Source organism: Novosphingobium sp. SG720 (assembly GCF_012275365.1).
In the GTDB taxonomy this organism is placed as follows: domain Bacteria; phylum Pseudomonadota; class Alphaproteobacteria; order Sphingomonadales; family Sphingomonadaceae; genus Novosphingobium; species Novosphingobium rhizosphaerae.
This window is the reverse complement of the sequence record NZ_JAAZQN010000001.1, coordinates 527,996-543,247: the sequence shown is the minus strand read 5'-3', so window position 1 is coordinate 543,247 and position 15,252 is coordinate 527,996. Positions and strand designations below refer to the sequence as shown.

The following is a 15,252-nucleotide window of genomic DNA, read 5'->3' as shown; positions in this document are numbered from 1 at the left end:
CCCGGTACTGGCGCGCGTCAATCCAGCCGCGCCAGCAAGCGATCGATCGCCGCGCGGGCCTCGGGCTCGTCCAGCGTGGGGGCATGGCCCACGCGCGGCAGGCTGACCAGATCGCAATCGGGGTGGCGCGTGGCCATGGCTGCCGCGGTTTCGCCCGAAAGGATGTCGGACAAGGCGCCGTGCACCACCACCAGCGGCACGGGTGCCAGCGCCATGAACAGGGGCCACAGGTCCGCCGCCGGCGGCACCGGATCGCCGCCGCTGCGCGCTTTCGCTTCGGCTTCTTCCTTGGCTTCGTTCGCCGCCTCGATCGGGACGGCGATCTTCATGTCGTAATCGAACGCGATGCGCCCGCCCGTGCCCAGGGCCATCAGGCGCTTGGCCAGGCGCAGCCAATCCTCGATGCTGAAATCGGGATAGATGTCACCCATCGTCTCGCGCAGGCCCCGCGCCGCGTGCATCCACGTCAGGTAGCTGCGCCCCTGGCCGACATAGTCGCTGATCCGCGCCAGGCCGTCCGCCTCGATCACCGGGCCAATGTCGTTGAGCACGGCGCCCGCCACCAGGCCGGGCTGCCCGGCCGCCAGCATCATCGTGAGAATACCGCCCAGCGAGGTGCCGACCGCGATAAAGCGCGTGATCCCTTCGGCAGAAAGCAACCCGGCCAGGTCCTGCGCATAGACGGGCGGCTGGTAGGTCATCGGATCGCGGGCGTAATCGCTTTCCCCGCGCCCGCGCAGGTCGGGGCACAGCACGCGGCGGCCGCCTGCGGCCAGATGCGCGGCCAGATCCTCGAAATCGCGGCCATTGCGTGTCAGGCCCGGCAGGCAGATCACCGGCAGCCGCGCATTGTCCCCCGCATAGGCGCGATAGGCCAGGCGCAACCCGTCGGTGCTGGTCCAGCTGCGAATCTCGAATGCGGCGTGGGCGTCAACAATGGCCAAGCGCGTTTTCCCGTGTGCTGTAACGATGTGCGGCAACATGGCGCCTTGTGTGCGGCGCCCAAGCACCCCACTAATGAAAGAATGGAGCCTGTCCCGCAAGCCGTGTCCGTGTCCCCGCAGCCGGGCCATGCCATTCCCTATCGCCCCGATCCGCAACTGGCGGCGCTGGCGCCCTGGCTGGGCGACCCAGTTGAGGCGGCCGATTTCCCGCAAACCGTACTGCGCTGGCGCAACAATCGTGCCGCGGCGCAGGTGGGGCTGGCGGGCCTGAGCGATGCGGAATGGATCGCCCATTTCGGCCGTTTCGCGCCCCTGCCCGGCAATCTGGCCGGCCCGCTGGCGCTGCGCTATCACGGGCACCAGTTCGGCGTTTACAACCCGGAACTGGGCGACGGGCGCGGCTTTACCTTTGCGCAATTGCGCGATGGCGCCGGCCGCTTGCTGGACCTGGGCACCAAGGGTTCGGGCCAAACGCCGTGGAGCCGGCGCGGCGATGGGCGCCTCACGCTCAAGGGCGCGGTGCGCGAGATTCTCGCCACCGAGATGCTCGAAGCGCTGGGCGTCAACACCAGCCGCACCTTTTCGGTGGTCGAGACCGGCGAAAGCCTGTGGCGGGGTGACGAGCCCTCGCCCACCCGCGCGGCCGTGCTCGTGCGGCTGAGCCACGGGCATATCCGCATCGGCACGTTCCAGCGCCTGCTCGCGCTCGACAAGCCCGAGGAGATGCACCAGCTCATCGCCTATTGCCTGGAGCAGTTTCCCGGCGCGCCGGACGCCGCGCCGGCGGGCGCGAGCCCGGCGGCCACGCTGCTGCACCAAGTGGTGGCGCGCATGGCCGACATGGCGGCGAGCTACATGGTCGCCGGCTTCGTCCACGGCGTGCTCAACACCGACAACATGAACGTGACGGGCGAAAGCTTCGACTATGGCCCGTGGCGCTGGCTGCCGCGCTGGGACGCGCGTTTCGTCGCGGCCTATTTCGACGAGGCGAGCCGCTATGCCTTTGGCCGCCAGCCCGAAGTGATCGGGTGGAACTGCGGCCAACTGGCGGTGGCGCTGCGCCTGGTGGAAGAGGCGCCGCCCTTGATCGCCGCGCTGGAAACCTTCGGCCCGCTCTATCAGGCGGCGATGGCACGCCGCTGGTGCTGGCGCCTGGGCGTGGCGCCGCGCGGGCCGGAGCACGACAGTACGCTGGTTGAAGCGTGCGAAGCGGCGATTCGCGCGCAGGAAATCGGGCCGGACGCCTTTTTCCATGCCCACCGCGGCGGCCGCGGCGCCGAAGCGCTGCCCGCGCTGGCAGGCTATGCCCCCGCTGGGGAGGATCATCCGCACTGGCACGGGCGGCCGCCGCAAAGCCTGCTGATCGAGGAAGTGGAGAGCATCTGGGCACCGATTGCCGAGCACGATGACTGGAGCGTCCTGCATGCCAAGATCGCGGCGATCCGCCAGTTGGGTGAGGCACTTGGCACCCCGCCCGTGCCCGCTGGCCACGCTGCCGGTGCCGAAGCCCATTAAGCAATCCGACAGGCTCCAGAGCCGATCGCTGACCCATTCGTAACGCTTTTGGTTTACCCAGCCCCGTGACATCCCGCCTTACCCAAAGGATCGACGCCAGCCCCGTGGCCGCCGGAGAGATCATTTCCACTGAACCGGCCACCGGCGACGAGCTTTGGCGCGGGGCGATCGGCGATGTCGATGCTGCGGTGGCGCGTGCCCGGCGCGCCTGGCCGGCGTGGGCGGCACAGCCGCTGTCCACCCGCATCGAACTGCTGCGCCGCTTTGCCAACGAAGTGCGCAAGGATGCCGAAAGCCTGGCCAGCCTGATCGCGCGCGAAACCGGCAAACCGCTGTGGGAAGCGCGCGGCGAAGTCGATACCGTGCTGGCCAAGGTGGAAATCGCGGTGCGCAGCTATGCCGAGCGCACGGCCCAGCGCCGGCTGGACAGCGCCTTGCAGGGCACGGCCGCACTGCGCCACAAGCCGCATGGCGTGATGGCGGTGATCGGGCCGTTCAACCTGCCTGCCCAGGCGCCGGCCGGGCATATCATTGCCGCGCTGATCGCGGGCAACGCCGTGGTGTTCAAGCCATCGGAAAAGGCGCCGGCCACCGGTCTGGCACTGGTGCAATGCCTGCATCGCGCCGGCGTACCCGCCGCCCTGGCGCAAGTGCTGGTGGGCGCGGGGGAAGAAGGCAAGGCGCTGGCCACCCACGAGGGCGTGGACGGCGTGCTGTTTACCGGATCGACCCACACCGGCGTCGCGCTGGGACGGCGCCTGGCCGCCCAGCCCGGCAAGATCCTGGCGCTGGACCTGGGGGGCAACAATCCCATCGTGGTATGGGACACGCCCAAGATTGCCGATGCCGCTGCCCTGGTTGTGCAATCGGCGTTCACCACCGCCGGCCAGCGCGCCACGGCGGCGCGGCGGCTGATCGTCAAGGCCGATCTCTATGATGCCGTGGTGGGCGAGGTAAAAGCCCTCGCCGATCGCCTGATCGTGGGCGCACCGCTGGATGAACCCGCGCCGTTCATGGGGCCGGTGATCGACAATGCCGCGGCCGATGGCCTCACCGAAAGTTTCCTGTATCTGCTGTCCAACGGCGGGCGACCGATCCGCCACCTGACGCGGCCACGCGGCGACTTGCCCTTCCTGGCCCCGGCGATCATCGACGTGACGGCCATGGCCCAGCGCCCCGACGTCGAACTGTTCGGCCCGATCCTGCAAGTGATCAAGGTGGACGATTTCGACCAGGCCCTGGCCGAGGCGAACGCCACGCGGTTTGGCCTCTGCGCCGCGCTGATCGGCGGTTCACCCCAGGATTACAACCGTTTCTGGGCACAAGTGCGCGCCGGCGTGGTCAACTGGAACCGGCCCACCAACGGGGTTTCGCCTGCCGCGCCGCTGGGCGGCGTGGGCCTTTCGGGCAACCACCGCCCCGGCGCATTCTATGCCGCAGACTATTGCGCCTATCCGGTCGCGTCGGCCGAAATGGAACAGCCGCGCGCCTCGATCGGGATCGGCCTGTCGGGATAGGCCTGTCGGGATAAGCCTACTTGCCGTCGGGCGGGGGCGTGGCTGGATCGACCGGGCCGCCCGGCACCACGGCGGCGTTGCGCATGTTCTGCTGCGAAAGATCGGGATCGGTCAGCAATGGCCCTTCCAGGGCGGCGCTCATGGCCGGGTCGTGATCGGTCTGCGCCTTGCGCGTATCATCCCCGGCGCAACCGGCCAACGCCAGGGCGGCCAGCGGTGCAACGATGCGCAAGACGGGGTTACAAACCATCGCCACCTCATGCGCAGAGCTTGGTTAGCGCCATGTTAACATGCCTGGCGCACGAACCATATCCGCACAAACGAAAGGGGGCCTGCACGCCACCACGCGTACAGGCCCCCGGTCCCGCCCGTTCCCCGACTTGGTCCCTCGACCTGGTCCCCCGGCCGAGCGGGATCTAGCGCTTTAGCGGCAGCGGGCGTTGCTCTGGTCGATCGAGCGGCCCAGCAGCGCGCCACCGGCGGCGCCCAGGATGGCACCCAGGGTGCGATCGCCGCGGCCGGCCACGCCCTGGCCGATCAGCGCGCCGGCCACGCCACCCACCAGCAGGCCGGTGGTGCCGTCGTTGCGGCGGCAGTAATAGCGGCCGTCATTGCCGCGCCAGCTCTGCCCGCGATAGGCAACGTCGCCATAATAGCCGCGATCATAACCGCGATAATCGCCCCGATAGTCGCTGGGCCCGCGGCCATAGCCGCCACCCCGCCAATCGTCGCGCCCGCGCCAGTCACCACGGCCGCCGTGGTTCCAGCCACCATCGCCACGGCCATCCCAACCATCGTGGGCAACCGGGGCGGCCAATGCGGCCTGCGGCGTCATGGCCACCGTTGCCGAAGCCGGGGCGATCCCGGCAGCCAGAGTGGCCGTTGCGGCCAGGCCCAGCAGGGTCTTGCGAATTGCGATCATCTTCGGTCTCCTGATCCGTCGTGTTGGTTCATCTTTACCCCACTCAACCTGAACGACATGCAACGCCTTCGTCAGAATTGACCGGAAACGAAAAAAGTTTGGTCCCGCCCTTGCCGCTTCGCAGATTGCCTCTTGGCGCCGGGCCGGGCGCCTGTCACAGGCGCGGCCATGACCGACCAGACCAACCAGGCACGGCATAAGGGCGCGGGCGGCCTGGGCGCTGCGGTGCTGGCCTATGTGCTGTGGGGCTTCTTCCCGATCTACTTCCATCCGTTGCTGGGCGTACCGGCGGTGGAACTGGTCAGCTGGCGGGTGGTGTTCACCCTGCCGGTCTGCCTCGTCGTGGTCTTGCTCAGCGGCCAGGGCGCGGCCCTTCGAGCGGCGCTCACCACCCCGGCAGTGCTCGGCCGCCTGGTGCTGAGCGCGGCGGCGATCGGGTGCAACTGGCTGATGTATCTGGTGGCGATCGAGACGCACCAGGTCCTGGCAGCCAGCCTCGGCTATTACATCAACCCGCTACTCAATGTGCTGATCGGCGTGCTTTTCCTCAAGGAGCGCCTCAACCGCCTGCAATGGGCGGCGGTGGCGCTGGCGGCAGGCGGGATCGCGGTGCTGCTGGCCGGCGCGCTGTCGATGCTCGGCGTGGCACTGGCCATGGCCGGCAGCTTTGCCCTCTACGGCCTGGTGCGCAAGTTCGTGGCCGTGCCGTCGGTCATCGGGTTGACGGTGGAAACCGCCGTGCTGTTCGTGCCGGCGCTGTTCGCCGTGTTCCATGCCGCCACGCTGCCGGCTGGATCAGCCTTGACGCAAGGCGGCCTGGTGCCCTGGCTGCTGGTCGGATCGGGCGTGATCACCGCCGTGCCGCTGCTGCTGTTCGCGGTGGCCGCGCGCAAGCTCGACCTGTCGACGCTGGGCTTTGCCCAGTTCATTGCGCCCACGATCCTCTTCGTGCTGGGCGCGCTGCTGTATGGCGAACCGCTCGATCCTGCGCGCGTCACGTGCTTCCTGCTGATCTGGTGCGCGATCGCACTGTTCAGCTATGACCTGCTCCGCCGCCGCAAGGCGTGATCCTCCCCGGAACGGGGAGGGGGAGGATCTTAGACCAACCGCCAGGCGAGGGTTTCGCCAGCGTGGAACGGCACCAGCGTGGTGCCGCCAGCCGCGATCTCGCCCGGAACCACAACGCCGCTCTTCTCCAGGGTCACCGTGCCTGCGTTGAGCGGCAGGCCATAGAAACGCGGGCCGTTCTCGCTGGCAAAGGCCTCGAACTTGTCGAGCGCGCCTTCCTCGTCGAACACGGCGATATAGCTTTCCAGGGCATAGGGCGCGTTGAACAGCCCGGCGCAGCCACAGGCGCTTTCCTTCAGGTGGCGCGCATGGGGCGCGGTGTCGGTGCCCAGGAACACGCGGGCGTGGCCCGAGGTGGCCAGCTTGCGCAGCGCCAGGCGGTGCTTCTCGCGCTTGGCCACCGGCAGGCAATAGGCGTGCGGGCGCATGCCGCCCACCAGCATGGCATTGCGGTTGATGTGCAGGTGCTGCGGCGTGATCGTCGCGCCCACGTTATCGCCCGCGCCTGCCACGAACTGCGCGGCTTCTTCTGTGGTGATATGCTCGAACACGATCTTGAGCGCGGGGAAATCGGCCACCAGCTTTTGCAGGGTGCGCTCGATGAACACCGCCTCGCGGTCGAAGATATCGACATGCGAATCGGTCACTTCGCCATGGATCAGCAGCGGCATGCCGATTGTCTGCATGCGTTCGAGCACGGGATAGATCGTCGCCACGCTGGTCACCCCATGGGCCGAGCCGGTGGTGGCATGCGCGGGATAGAGCTTGGCCGCCGTGAACACGCCCGCGCCGTGGCCGCGCTCGACTTCGTCGGGGTCGGTGTGGTCGGTCAGGTAGAGCGTCATCAGCGGGGTGAAGTCGCTGCCTTCGGGCAGGGCCGCCAGGATGCGGTCGCGATAGGCGGAAACGCCCGCCACGTCGGTCATCGGCGGCGACAAGTTGGGCATCACGATGGCGCGGGCAAACTGGCGCGCGGTATAGGGCGCCACGCCCTCGAGCATCGCGCCGTCGCGCAAGTGAACATGCCAATCGTCCGGGCGGCGGATCGTGAGAGTCGTTTGCGTCGTCATGGCTTCCCCTTAAGCGCATCGCTTCCTATCTGTCACCCATGAGCAATCCCCGTCTTTTCGATCGTGCGCTCGTGCGCCTCTCCCCCACCGCACCGGGGGAGGACGTGGCCGCCTTCCTTCAAGGCCTGGTAACTAACGATGTGCAGGGGCCGCTGCCGGTCTGGGCCGGGTTGCTCACGCCCCAGGGCAAGGCGCTGTTCGACTTCATCGTCTGGCCTGATGGCACCGACGCGCTGCTGATCGATTGCGAGGCTGCCGTTGCCGAGGCACTGGTCAAGCGCTTGTCGCTCTATCGCCTGCGCCGCAAGATCGCCATCGCCATCGCCCCCGAACTCGGCGTCTATTGGGAAGGGCACATGGGCGATGGCGGCGCGGCCGACCCGCGCCTGGGCGCGCTGGGCCAGCGCTGGATCGGCCATGTCGGCGACGATGACGTAGGCGTGGACGCCCAATGGCGCGAACATCGCCTCAAGCTGGGCGTGGCCGAAGGCCAGGCCGAACTGGGCAGCGACCAGACCCTGTGGCTGGAAGCCAATGCCGCCGAACTGCACGGCGTGAGCTTTACCAAGGGCTGCTATGTCGGCCAGGAAAACACCGCGCGGATGAACTGGCGGCAGAAGGTCAACCGCCGCCTGGCGGTCGTCCCCCTCGCCCAGTCAGACCCGGCGCGCCAGCGCGCCGCCTATCCCGACCTGGGCCTGGCCGTGGACCACTTGCGCGTGGAAGCGATCACTCATCCGCCACACTGGCTGGCGGATGCGCTGAAAGCCGACTGAGCGTTGCGCCAGCCGCCCTTCGACAAGCTCAGGGCGAACGGGGTGCCGTGGTAATTCCCTAGAATTCCGTTCGGGCTGAGCCTGTCGAAGCCCCCTGGCAGGCAAGCGCCAAGCCCGCGAAATCAGAACCGGCTTTGCGCGCGCCAACGGTGCACCGTGCGCACCACGCTGTCCTCTTCGCCGCCGCTCTTGCCCCACAGGTCGCTGAACGAGGGATCGGCCGAAGCCGGGCGCCGCGCTTCGTCCAGATCGTCGAACGCCACGCGGATGGGAATGGCCACGCCCTCACCGCAGATGATGCATTCCCGGTTGCGCAGCGCGGGAATGGCATCGAGGAAGCCGCGCGCGCCTTCGGGCATCGCCGCGCGCACGAACTGCTGGTCGCGGTCGTTGTTGAGGCGCATCGAAATGATCGTGCCGCATTGCGACAGCACGCCTTCGGCCAGGTCTGACGGGCGCTGCGTGATCAGGCCCAGCGAGACACCGTACTTGCGCCCTTCCTTGGCAATGCGCGACAGGATGCGCCCCACCGACGATCCATCGGAATTGCGCTCGTTGGGCACATAGCGGTGCGCTTCCTCGCACACCAAGAGGATCGGGCGGGTGGTTTCCTGGCGCGACCAGATCGCATAGTCGAACACCAGGCGGCTGAGCACCGCCACCACGGTAGAGGTGATTTCCGAAGGCACGCCCGACACATCGATGATCGAGATCGGCTTGCCATGGGCGGGCAGGCGGAACAGCTTGCCCACGAATTCGGTCATCGTGTCGCTCACCAGCATGCCCGAGAACATGAACTGGTAGCGCGGATCGTTGCGGATTTCCTCGATCTTGCTTTTCACCCGCATGTAGGGGATCGAGCTGTGCCCCTTGTCGAGCTTGCCCATCTCGTTCTGCAGGATGTTGCACAAGTCCGAGAGCAGATAGGGGATCGGCGAATCCTGGGTGATACGCCCCACCTGTTCGGCCAGGCGGTTCTTCTGCCGTGCCATCAGCAGGCACTTGGCCAGGATATCGGCATCGATCTGCCGCTCCGCGCCCGTCGCGGTCAGGAACACTTCGCAGTGCTCTTCGAAGTTCATCAGCCAATAGGGCATCTGCAGGTTCGACACGTCGAGCAGCTGGCCGGTCTGGCGAAAGGCAGAGAGATATTCGCCATGCGGGTCGATCATCACGATATGGCCTTCGGGCGCCATGTCGCAGATGCGGTGCAGGATCAGCGCGGCAGCCGTCGATTTGCCCGTGCCGGTGGAGCCGAGCAGCGCGAAATGCTTGCCCAGCAGCGGATCGATATAGAGCCCGGCGCGAATGTCTGCCGTGGGGAAGACCGTGCCCACGGTCACGTGCGGGCGCCCGTCGCTGGCATAGATCTGGCGCAGGTCGGCGCTGGTGGCGGGATAGACCAGGGCGCCGGGCACCGGAAAGCGGGTGACGCCGCGACGAAAGCCGAAGATGCGCCCGGTGCGCGGATCTTCCTCGCCCTCGCCCAGGAAATCGAGGTGGGCCAGCGCGCCGCCGTCCACTTTGCCATCGCGGCGCTGGTTGCGCACCGATCCCAGCACCCAGCCACGCCCCACGCGCACCTTGATCTGGCTGCCGACCTGGCCCGAAAGCGCCACGGTGGGATCGGGATCGTCCATGCAGTCTTCCAGGCGATGCAGGTCGAGCGCGATCCCGCTGCCCGATCCGGCCACGTCCACCACCACGCCGATCGGAATCAACGCGCATTCCGAAGGCGGCAGGTCCTCCGGCTCGGCCGCGGCCATGTCGTGCCGGGCCTGGGGCGCGCCGATCGCCGCTTCGGCCATCGGGCCCAGCGGGGCCAGGTCTGCGGGCCGGGCAGGATCTGCTGGAATGAAAACCTGCCTGCTCATGTCACTCATGCCTGTTGTTGCCCCAACCCGTTGTTGCGCGGCAGGCTAGGGGGCACAGGGTTAATTTTGGGCTAAAGACCCGCCGCCAGGCCGGGAACGGCATTACACCAGGGCAAACAGGCGCCCGGCGATCCAGCCCATCGCCACCGACACCACCACGGCAAACAGGCCATAGAGCAGCCCGTTGCCTTCGGCCTGGTCGGCCACGAAGCGTTCGAAGCCCTGCTTCGATACGTCCACCCGCGTCACGGCCGAGGTGATCACCCGGCCCTGGCGGATGGCAAAGGTTTCGGCCGTATAGGTCCCGGTGCGCACTTGCGAGGGCAGCGTGATGCGCGCCTGGTACAGCACCTGGCCGCTGATCGTCACGCCATGGCCGTCCTCGCGATAAAGGCCCTGGCGCTGCATCAGATCGACCAGGCCATCGGCAAAGTGCCGCTGGCGCGCCGGATCGATCGCCCCGATCGGCGAAAGCTGCAGGCGATCGAGCCCGAGTTCATAGATCGCGGCAGTCTTGTCATCGACGATCTCGCGCACCGGGCGCGACGAAGCGATGGCAAAGAAACTGGGCGCTGAACGCAGCTCGCTGCTCGCCGCGTTGATCCAGATGCCGGCCACCTTGCGCTTTTCACGCAGCACGATCGATTGCACCGGGCCTTTGAGCACCACGACGATATCGTAATCCTGCGCCGCCCGCGTGCCACCCGGATCAAGGATCGCGCCGAACAGCAACAGGTCCGCCCCGGTAAACCCCTGCCGCACTTCCACTTTGTGCTGCGAGATTTCCGGCACCAGGATCGGCGCCCGCGCGCCGCCCAGCAGCAGGGCAGCCGGGGCGATCAGCGCCAGCGCCAGGTTCCGCTTCACAGCGGCACCACCGTAAAGATTTCGTCGGGCCGATAGCCCAGCCCCAGCGCCATGCGCAGCGCCACGCCCAGCACGATCACCGCCAGGATCAGGCGCAACTGCTCGGGCTTGGCCTTCTGCGCGAATTGCGCGCCAACCTGCGCGCCCGAAACGGAGCCCACCAGCAAGAGCCCGGCCAGCACGATGTCCACCGCATGGGTGGTCAGCGCGTGCATCATCGTGGTGGCCATGGTCACGAACAGGATCTGGAAGAGCGATGTGCCCACCACCACATTGGTGCTCATGCCCAGGATATAGAGCATCGCCGGCACCAGGATGAACCCGCCGCCAATGCCCATCAACATGGTCAGGATGCCGGTGGCCATGCCCAGCAAGAGCGGCGCCAGGGGCGAGATATACAGGCCTGAGCGATAGAACCGCCAGCGCAGCGGCAGGCTGGCCACCAGCGGATGGTGCCGCCGGCGCCGCGCCGGCTGGGCGAGCCCGCGTCGCTGCGCGCGCAGGGCCGAAAGGCTTTCATGCGCCATCAATCCGCCGATGCCGCCCAGCAGCAGCACATAGAGGATATTGATCACCGTATCGATCTGGCCCAGCGCCTGGAGCAGCCGGAACAGCAACGCGCCGATCCCGGTACCCAGCACGCCGCCGGCCACCAGCACGGCGCCCATGTGATAATCGATACCCCCGCGTCGCGCATGGGCAAACGCGCCAGAAACGCTGGCGCCGGTCACCTGGCTGGCGGCAGAGGCGGCAGCCACTGTCGGCGGCACGCCATAGAAGATCAGCAGTGGCGTGGTCAGGAATCCGCCGCCCACGCCGAACATGCCCGATAACAGCCCGGTCAACGCGCCAAGCCCCACGATCACAAGGCCGTTGACCGCCAGGTTGGCGATGGGAAGGTACACATCCATCGCCCATCGTCCTAGCGCAGGTGGCGAGGCAAAGGAACCGCCGCCGATGCGTACCGCCACGAAAATTGGCGCCGCGCGTTCAATTGCGCAGCCGCGTCATCCGGTCTTCGTCCAGCAAGGCCAGCAGCCCGGCATGCCAGGTGCGCGCCGCCGGATGCCGATTCTGGAAATCGGCCATGCGTGCCGAAACCGTGAGCAGGTTTTCCTCGTGCGCCGCCGCCGGGCGCGCGCCGGTGTTGCGCCGCGCCCGGCCATGGGCGGGATAGCGCCCTTGCGCCCCATCCCCGCCGGCAGGGCGAACCGCCAGCATCGATGCGCGGCCGGTATGCCAGGGCGGGGCGATGTCTGCGCCTGCCGGCACGGCAAGGCACAGCATGACCAGGCGCAGCGCCACCCAGCCACCCAGCAGCAGCCCCAGCATGCGCAGCGGGCGGCCCCGCCGACGGCAGGCGGTGCCGGTGCCGGTGCCAGAGCCCCAGCCGATCATGCGATCGCGGCCTGCGCTGGCACCGCGCAATGGGCGGTGTGGTCCCAGGTGACGGTGCCGGTGTTCAGCGTGGCAAGATAGGCCGTCACCGCGCGCCGCGCCGCCACGATGGCAATCGCATGGCGCAAGGGGATGCGAACGATGGCGCGCAGCCCTTCGGCCAGGCCATATTCGCGTGCGGTGAACAGCGCGCAAAGCGCCATGCGCCAGGCGATCGCCACCCCATCAAAGACGAGCAGCGCGGTGACCGCCGGATCGCGCCGGTGCACGGGCACCAGGCCATGGCTGCGCGCCAGCGACAGGATCGGGGTCAGGACCAGCAAGGCATAGACCACTGCCAGCACCATCGCCACCATCGGCCCCCGCCGATCGCGCAACCGCATCCACAAGTCCGGCAGGCTGGCCCGCCAACCCATGCGGTCCCAGCCCTGCAGGGCAATGCCGTGCATCCACCGCGTCTTCTGGCGCAGCGCGGCGTCCAGCCGCGCGGGAAAGAACTTGCGCGTGGCGATCAACTGGCCCGCCTCGTCGCGCACGAGCAAGAACCGCGAGGTGCAGCCGATTTCGGCCAGGGCCAGTCCGAATTCATAGTTTTCGGTCAGGCTGTCCGCGGCAAAGGGGCCGCCGCGCCCGGCCGCGTCGGCACCCAGCGCTGCCATCGCGGCAATCGCCGGGCGCGCGATGGCGCAGCCCACCCCGGCCGCCGGCAACCCACCGCCCAGCCAGCCGCGCACGACCATGGTCTTGGCCTGGTATTCGGCAAATTCGTCGCAATAGTGCCCGGCGATCCAGCGCGATCCCGGTTGCGGTTCGGGCCGCACCGGCAGGGCCACGAAATCGGCGTGGTCGAGCGCCGCATCGAGCAGGCCCAGCGCGCCGGGATGCACCATGTCGGCCGCATCGTGCACGATCACGCTGCGCACCCGCGCACCGCTCCGTGCCTCGTCCGCCAGCAGCGCAGCGTAAAGCCGGTTGAGGCAATCCGCCTTGGTCGTTGGGCCGTCACGATCGTGCACCACGATGCGCAGGCGCGGATCGTGCGCGCTGCGCATCACTGCCGCCAGCGTTTCCGGATCGTTGCGATAGCACCCCACATAGAGGCGCAGGTCCGCATGCGGCCAGGCCGCAAGGCAATGCTCCACCATCGTGGCCACCACCGGCGCTTCGGCCCAGGCCGGCACGAACACCGCCGCCACCCCGCGCAGCGCGCCCCCACGCGCCCCGCGGGCATGCCAATCGGCCCGTGCGGCCCAGCCTTGCGGCAGGTGCGCGGTGCGTGTGCGGCCCGTGGCCCTAAGCCAGGCCCACAGCGCGTCTATTCCCCACTCCTCGCAGGCTCCGATGGCCAGCCACACTGCCGCGAAAAGCAGAAGTTCGCGCTGCAACATGTCCAGCCACAGCCAGACTGTGGACAGCGATATCATACCCAATTTGCCCCCACCCCGTTTGACGGCAAACAACCCCACTGGCAAATTACGGGTCAGCGGGGCCCGTGGCAACGCTACCAACCATCAGGAATGATTCGGATATGGCGGAAAAGCGCGGTTCTCCCTCTCGGCCGCGGTCGCCCTGGCGCCGGCTTATGCGCCACGAAGCCACACCCGGCATCCTCTTGCTGGCCTGCGCTGCACTCGCGATCGCCCTTGCCAATTCGCCACTGCACCATGCTTTTCATGCCGCATTGCACACGCCGCTGCCTGCCGCGCCCCTGGCCAAGCTCGATACCGTGCACGCGTGGATCAACGACGGCCTCATGGCGGTGTTCTTCTTCGTCGTGGGGCTTGAGATCAAACGCGAAACGGTTTCGGGCGCGCTGTCCGACGCGCGGCGGCGGCGCTTGCCGGTGCTGGCGGCAATGGCCGGCATGGCGGTTCCGGCAATCGTGTTCCTGGCGGTAAGCCAGGGGCAATCCATGCTGCATCGCGGTTGGGCCATTCCCGCGGCCACCGACATTGCCTTTGCCATGGGCGTGCTGGCCCTGATCGGACGCCGCGTGCCGTCGTCGATCCGCCTGTTTCTGCTGACCGTGGCCGTGGTCGATGACCTGGGTGCGGTGCTCGTGATCGCGTTTTTTTACACCTCGGGCGTCGCCTGGGCCTGGCTGGCGGGTGCCGCGGCGGTGTTCGGCGTGCTGCTGGCGCTCAATCGCGCGGGGGTGAGTCGCGTTGCTCCCTATGCCGCACTGTGCGTCCTGCTGTGGGTCTGCGTGCTGCAATCGGGCGTCCATGCGACCGTCGCGGGCGTGCTGGCCGCGCTGACCGTGCCGATGAAACTCGATCGCCATGGCGACAGCCCACTGCTGCGGCTGGAACACGGCCTGGTGCCGTTCAACGGCTTTGTCGTGGTGCCGCTGTTCGGCCTGGCCAACGCCGGTGTCGCGCTGGGCCAGGCCGGGTTGGCCGGCGTGCTCGCGCCGTTGCCACTGGCGATTGCCGCCGGGCTGTTCCTGGGCAAGCAGGCTGGCGTGCTGGGCGCCGTGCTGGGCGCAGAGCGGCTGGGCCTGGCACCCCGGCCAGCGGGCGCGGGGGTGCTGCACATCTGGGGCATGGCGCTGCTGTGTGGCATCGGTTTTACCATGAGCCTGTTCATCGCAGCGCTGGCGTTCCCGGCCGATCCCGACCTGGTGGAGCAGGCCAAGTTGGGCATTCTGGGCGGATCGCTGCTGTCGGCATTGGCCGGCGCGCTCGTGCTGAGAATGGCGCCGGCGCGCCTGCCGTGATCGGGAAAATCGATATGTCCAAGCCACCAATTGCATGAAACTTTCGCACGATTGTGGCGTATGAGAGCGCAAAGCCAAGCAAAGGAAAGGGGTTTACCATGCCGGGCGACAACGCAAACAAGGCGCTGATCGACAGCCTGAACGGGCTGCTTGCCGATTATTTCGCGCTTTATCTCAAGACCAAGAACTATCACTGGCACGTGGCCGGCCCGCAGTTCCGCGATCTGCACCTGCTGTTCGACGAGCAGGCTGCCGAGATCTTCGCCCTGACCGACATCGTGGGTGAACGCGTGCGCAAGAACGGCGGCAATACGCTGACCTCGATCGGCGCCATCGCGGCCAAGACCAGCGTCAAGGACGATGACCGCGCCAAGGTTGACGCGCTGGACATGGTCAAGGCCCTGCGCGACGACAACGCTGCCCTGGTCGAAACCATCCGCGCGGTTAAGGCCGCCGCCACCGAAGCCGGCGACAACGCCACCGAAGGCGCAGCCGACGACTGGACCGACCAGGCCCAGCAGCGCGTGTGGTTCCTCAGCCAGATTCTGGCCTGAACCATCCGCTGCCGAATGCCAAAGGCCC

Annotated in this window: 15 protein-coding genes; 6 read left to right on the top strand and 9 right to left on the bottom strand. The window is 67.8% G+C overall.

Annotated elements, in window-relative coordinates; genetic code table 11:
- Positions 1 to 17: 17 nt before the first annotated feature.
- Positions 18 to 944, bottom strand: coding sequence for an alpha/beta hydrolase (locus tag FHW94_RS02500; protein WP_246865856.1), 927 nt, complete (start codon positions 942 to 944; stop codon positions 18 to 20).
- Positions 945 to 1,025: 81 nt separating this feature from the next.
- Here FHW94_RS02500 and FHW94_RS02495 point away from each other — a divergent pair, with 81 nt between their 5' ends.
- Together FHW94_RS02495 and FHW94_RS02490 are read left to right on the top strand one after the other, a co-directional pair.
- Complete coding sequence (locus FHW94_RS02495; protein ID WP_168554194.1) at positions 1,026 to 2,459, top strand: protein adenylyltransferase SelO family protein; 1,434 nt, start codon at positions 1,026 to 1,028, stop codon at positions 2,457 to 2,459.
- Positions 2,460 to 2,563: 104 nt separating this feature from the next.
- Entirely contained in the window at positions 2,564 to 3,976 is a 1,413-nt protein-coding gene (locus FHW94_RS02490; protein WP_168555417.1) for a succinylglutamate-semialdehyde dehydrogenase, read from the top strand.
- A 16-nt stretch (positions 3,977 to 3,992) separates the two neighbouring features.
- On the opposite strand, the gene FHW94_RS02485 is transcribed toward FHW94_RS02490, so the two are convergent.
- Together FHW94_RS02485 and FHW94_RS02480 are read right to left on the bottom strand one after the other, a co-directional pair.
- Complete coding sequence (locus FHW94_RS02485) at positions 3,993 to 4,226, bottom strand: hypothetical protein (protein ID WP_168554193.1); 234 nt, start codon at positions 4,224 to 4,226, stop codon at positions 3,993 to 3,995.
- A 174-nt stretch (positions 4,227 to 4,400) separates the two neighbouring features.
- On the bottom strand, positions 4,401 to 4,898 hold the full coding sequence (locus FHW94_RS02480) for a glycine zipper 2TM domain-containing protein (protein ID WP_246865855.1): 498 nt from the start codon (positions 4,896 to 4,898) through the stop codon (positions 4,401 to 4,403).
- Between the two features lie 168 nt (positions 4,899 to 5,066).
- Between FHW94_RS02480 and rarD the strand changes: the two genes are divergently transcribed.
- Positions 5,067 to 5,966, top strand: a complete 900-nt coding sequence (rarD, locus tag FHW94_RS02475) for an EamA family transporter RarD (protein ID WP_168554192.1) — start codon at positions 5,067 to 5,069, stop codon at positions 5,964 to 5,966.
- Positions 5,967 to 5,995: 29 nt separating this feature from the next.
- On the opposite strand, the gene pyrC is transcribed toward rarD, so the two are convergent.
- Positions 5,996 to 7,036: a dihydroorotase gene (pyrC, locus tag FHW94_RS02470; RefSeq protein WP_168554191.1), complete on the bottom strand. Its 1,041-nt coding sequence runs from the start codon at positions 7,034 to 7,036 to the stop codon at positions 5,996 to 5,998.
- A gap of 38 nt (positions 7,037 to 7,074) precedes the next feature.
- Between pyrC and FHW94_RS02465 the strand changes: the two genes are divergently transcribed.
- The gene (locus FHW94_RS02465; RefSeq protein WP_168554190.1) at positions 7,075 to 7,812 is read left to right on the top strand and encodes a folate-binding protein YgfZ; all 738 of its coding nucleotides are present in this window, start codon (positions 7,075 to 7,077) and stop codon (positions 7,810 to 7,812) included.
- Between the two features lie 122 nt (positions 7,813 to 7,934).
- On the opposite strand, the gene FHW94_RS02460 is transcribed toward FHW94_RS02465, so the two are convergent.
- From FHW94_RS02460 to FHW94_RS02440, 5 genes are all read right to left on the bottom strand, one after another.
- Positions 7,935 to 9,578, bottom strand: coding sequence for a DUF87 domain-containing protein (locus tag FHW94_RS02460; RefSeq protein WP_246865970.1), 1,644 nt, complete (start codon positions 9,576 to 9,578; stop codon positions 7,935 to 7,937).
- A 210-nt stretch (positions 9,579 to 9,788) separates the two neighbouring features.
- A complete protein-coding gene (locus FHW94_RS02455) occupies positions 9,789 to 10,553 on the bottom strand; it encodes a TIGR02186 family protein (protein WP_168554189.1) in 765 nt (254 codons plus the stop codon).
- Complete coding sequence (locus FHW94_RS02450) at positions 10,550 to 11,464, bottom strand: sulfite exporter TauE/SafE family protein (RefSeq protein ID WP_168554188.1); 915 nt, start codon at positions 11,462 to 11,464, stop codon at positions 10,550 to 10,552. Before FHW94_RS02450 ends, FHW94_RS02455 begins: the two co-directional genes overlap by 4 nt.
- A 79-nt stretch (positions 11,465 to 11,543) precedes the next feature.
- Complete coding sequence (locus FHW94_RS02445; protein WP_168554187.1) at positions 11,544 to 11,951, bottom strand: hypothetical protein; 408 nt, start codon at positions 11,949 to 11,951, stop codon at positions 11,544 to 11,546.
- Positions 11,948 to 13,375: a glycosyl transferase family protein gene (locus FHW94_RS02440; protein ID WP_168554186.1), complete on the bottom strand. Its 1,428-nt coding sequence runs from the start codon at positions 13,373 to 13,375 to the stop codon at positions 11,948 to 11,950. Before FHW94_RS02440 ends, FHW94_RS02445 begins: the two co-directional genes overlap by 4 nt.
- A gap of 104 nt (positions 13,376 to 13,479) precedes the next feature.
- Here FHW94_RS02440 and nhaA point away from each other — a divergent pair, with 104 nt between their 5' ends.
- Both nhaA and FHW94_RS02430 read left to right on the top strand, forming a co-directional pair.
- Entirely contained in the window at positions 13,480 to 14,670 is a 1,191-nt protein-coding gene (nhaA, locus tag FHW94_RS02435; RefSeq protein WP_168554185.1) for a Na+/H+ antiporter NhaA, read from the top strand.
- A gap of 98 nt (positions 14,671 to 14,768) precedes the next feature.
- A complete protein-coding gene (locus tag FHW94_RS02430) occupies positions 14,769 to 15,224 on the top strand; it encodes a DNA starvation/stationary phase protection protein (protein WP_168554184.1) in 456 nt (151 codons plus the stop codon).
- The last annotated feature ends 28 nt before the right edge of the window (positions 15,225 to 15,252 follow it).

Excerpts from the sequence above, each read along its gene's own strand:
- FHW94_RS02495 (WP_168554194.1), top strand. The coding sequence starts at position 1,026 with ATGGAGCCTGTCCCGCAAGCCGTGTCCGTGTCCCCGCAGCCGGGCCAT.
- FHW94_RS02485 (WP_168554193.1), bottom strand. The coding sequence starts at position 4,226 with ATGGTTTGTAACCCCGTCTTGCGCATCGTTGCACCGCTGGCCGCCCTG.
- FHW94_RS02480 (WP_246865855.1), bottom strand. The coding sequence starts at position 4,898 with ATGATCGCAATTCGCAAGACCCTGCTGGGCCTGGCCGCAACGGCCACT.
- rarD (WP_168554192.1), top strand. The coding sequence starts at position 5,067 with ATGACCGACCAGACCAACCAGGCACGGCATAAGGGCGCGGGCGGCCTG.
- pyrC (WP_168554191.1), bottom strand. The coding sequence starts at position 7,036 with ATGACGACGCAAACGACTCTCACGATCCGCCGCCCGGACGATTGGCAT.
- FHW94_RS02465 (WP_168554190.1), top strand. The coding sequence starts at position 7,075 with ATGAGCAATCCCCGTCTTTTCGATCGTGCGCTCGTGCGCCTCTCCCCC.
- FHW94_RS02460 (WP_246865970.1), bottom strand. The coding sequence starts at position 9,578 with ATGGCCGCGGCCGAGCCGGAGGACCTGCCGCCTTCGGAATGCGCGTTG.
- FHW94_RS02450 (WP_168554188.1), bottom strand. The coding sequence starts at position 11,464 with ATGGATGTGTACCTTCCCATCGCCAACCTGGCGGTCAACGGCCTTGTG.
- FHW94_RS02445 (WP_168554187.1), bottom strand. The coding sequence starts at position 11,951 with ATGATCGGCTGGGGCTCTGGCACCGGCACCGGCACCGCCTGCCGTCGG.
- FHW94_RS02440 (WP_168554186.1), bottom strand. The coding sequence starts at position 13,375 with ATGATATCGCTGTCCACAGTCTGGCTGTGGCTGGACATGTTGCAGCGC.
- nhaA (WP_168554185.1), top strand. The coding sequence starts at position 13,480 with ATGGCGGAAAAGCGCGGTTCTCCCTCTCGGCCGCGGTCGCCCTGGCGC.
- FHW94_RS02430 (WP_168554184.1), top strand. The coding sequence starts at position 14,769 with ATGCCGGGCGACAACGCAAACAAGGCGCTGATCGACAGCCTGAACGGG.